We start from the raw sequence: 2331 nt of genomic DNA, 5'->3' as shown, positions 1-2331 counted from the left end.
GTGCTGACCTGATCCTCAAACCCCCGTGACGAGGATCAGGTCAGCACGCACGATGCCGCACCCCGATCGCCCGCAGGACCGTAGGCTGGGGGCGTGGCAGTTCTCGCATTGGACACGTCTGCAGCAGTCGCCGTCGCCCTCGTGGACGAGACCGGGACACGGCTCGCGTCGCGCTCGGCCGACGAGCGTCGCCGGCACGCCGAGTCGCTCGGCCCGCTCGTCGCGGCGGTGCTCGACGACGCCGGGCTGGACCGCTCGGCCCTCACCGCCGTCGTCGCGGGCACCGGACCGGCGCCGTTCACCGGCCTGCGCGTGGGCCTCGTCACCGCGCGCACCCTCGCGCTGAGCCTCGGGATCGACGTGCTCGGCGTGCCGAGCATCGACGCGGTCGCCGTGCAGGCGGTCGCCGACCTGGGCCTCTCGCCGGGCGACGAGGTGCTCGTCGCGACGGACGCCCGCCGCAAGGAGGTCTACTGGGCCCACTACCGCGTCGTCGCGCACGAGGGGCCGCACGGCGTGCCCGTGGTCGAGACGCTGGCCGGGCCGGGCGTGGACAAGGCCGCCGAGGTCGCCGCACGGCTCGAGGACGCCCCCGCCGACGGGCGGCTGGTCGTCGTCGGGGAGGGCGCCACGCTGTACCCGGAGCACCTGCCGGCCGACGAGGACGCGCCGCTCGTGCCGGACGCCGCGGTCCTCGCGCGCCTCGCGCTCGCGCGCCGCGCCGCCGGCGAGGCGCTGCCGACCGAGCCCCTCTACCTGCGCCGGCCCGACGTGCAGGAACCCGCACCGGCCCGGCTCGTGCCCGCGACCGGGAGCCCGGCGTGACCACGGACCAGCCGGCCGCCGACCCGGCGACGCGGCCGGCGCCCCAGCCCGGTGCCGGGCTGCCGCGGACGGTGCAGCACGTGTACGCGCCGTCGTGCCGCCTGCGCCCGCTGCGGAGCACCGACTTCGACCGCGTGCTGGAGCTGGAGCGGATCCTCTTCGGCGCCGGGGCCTGGACCTACGGGATGCTCACCGACGAGCTCGCCGCGCTGGGGCGCTGGTACGTCGTCGCCGAGCCCACCGGGCCGGACGCGGTGGCCGTGTACGGCGTCGGGCCGAAGCCGGTCGTCGGGTACGCCGGCCTCTGGTTCGACGGCGACGTCGCGCAGGTCATGACGATCGGCGTCGACCCCCTCTACCAGCGCCACGGCGTCGGCCGCGCGCTGCTGGAGGCGCTGCTGGAGCACGCGCGCAAGCTGCGGGCGGGCGCGGTCCTGCTCGAGGTGCGCGTCGACAACGAGCCCGCGCTGGCGCTGTACGAGCGGCTCGGCTTCGAGCGGATCGGGCTGCGCAGGCGCTACTACCAGCCGGAGGACAAGGACGCCTTCACGATGCGTCTCGACCTGGGCGCCACGGCATGAGCGGCGCCTGGACCTCCCGCGCCCGGGTGCTCGTGCCCGTGGCGGAGCTCGCGGCCGACCTGCGGCTCGGCGCCGGGCCCGACCCGGCGGCGGGCGCGCCCGTGCTGCTCGACGTGCGCTGGGCGCTCGGGATGACGGACGGCCGGGAGCGCTACCTGGCAGGGCACCTGCCCGACGCCGTGTACGTGGACCTGGAGTCCGAGCTCGCTGCCGAGGCGTCGCCCGAGGAGGGCCGGCACCCGCTGCCCTCGGCGTCGTCGTTCCAGCGCAGCGTGCGGGCGTGGGGCCTGCGGGCCGGCTCGCGCGTCGTCGTCTACGACACGGTGGGCGGCCTGTCCGCGGCACGCGCGTGGTGGCTGCTGCGCTACTTCGGGGTCGACGACGTACGCATCCTCGACGGCGGCCTGCCCGCCTGGGTGCGGGCGGGCCTCGCGCTGGAGAGCGGCGACGTGGTGCACGAGCCCGGCGACCTCGTCGTCCGTCCCGGGCACCTGCCGGTGCTCGACGCCGACGACGCGTCCGAGGTGGCCGAGACGGGCACGCTCCTCGACGCGCGCGCCCCGGAGCGGTACCGCGGCGAGACGGAGCCCGTGGACCCGCGGGCCGGGCACGTCCCGGGCGCCGTGAGCGCACCGACCGCGGGCAACCTGCGGGACGACGGCACGTTCCTGCCCGACGAGGAGCTCGCGGGCCGGTTCGCCGACCTCGGGCTGAGCGACGACGGCGACGAGGTGGGCGTGTACTGCGGGTCCGGCGTGACGGCGGCGCACGAGATCGCCGCCCTCGCCTGCGCGGGCATCCCGGCCGCGCTCTACGCCGGCTCGTGGTCGCAGTGGTCGAGCGACCCGTCCCGCCCGGTCGCCACGGGCGCACGCCCCTGAAGACGCTGTGAGCGGGCGAATGGCCCTCCTTCCCGACGGAAGGA

Annotated in this window: 3 protein-coding genes; all 3 read left to right on the top strand. The window is 76.8% G+C overall.

The window, feature by feature from the left end; translation table 11 throughout:
• The first annotated feature begins 93 nt into the window (after window positions 1-93).
• Window positions 94-825, top strand: coding sequence for a tRNA (adenosine(37)-N6)-threonylcarbamoyltransferase complex dimerization subunit type 1 TsaB (tsaB, locus tag ACFT55_RS19980; protein ID WP_380245599.1), 732 nt, complete (start codon window positions 94-96; stop codon window positions 823-825).
• A gap of 80 nt (window positions 826-905) precedes the next feature.
• Window positions 906-1406: a ribosomal protein S18-alanine N-acetyltransferase gene (gene rimI / locus ACFT55_RS19975; protein ID WP_380245601.1), complete on the top strand. Its 501-nt coding sequence runs from the start codon at window positions 906-908 to the stop codon at window positions 1404-1406.
• The gene (locus ACFT55_RS19970; RefSeq protein ID WP_380245598.1) at window positions 1403-2287 is read left to right on the top strand and encodes a sulfurtransferase; all 885 of its coding nucleotides are present in this window, start codon (window positions 1403-1405) and stop codon (window positions 2285-2287) included. The genes rimI and ACFT55_RS19970 overlap by 4 nt, the downstream gene beginning before the upstream one ends.
• The last annotated feature ends 44 nt before the right edge of the window (window positions 2288-2331 follow it).

Source organism: Isoptericola sp. NPDC057191, assembly GCF_042670225.1.
Classification (GTDB): Bacteria; Actinomycetota; Actinomycetes; order Actinomycetales; family Cellulomonadaceae; genus Isoptericola.
The sequence above is the reverse complement of the archived record's forward strand: the minus strand, read 5'-3'. Positions and strand labels throughout refer to the sequence as shown.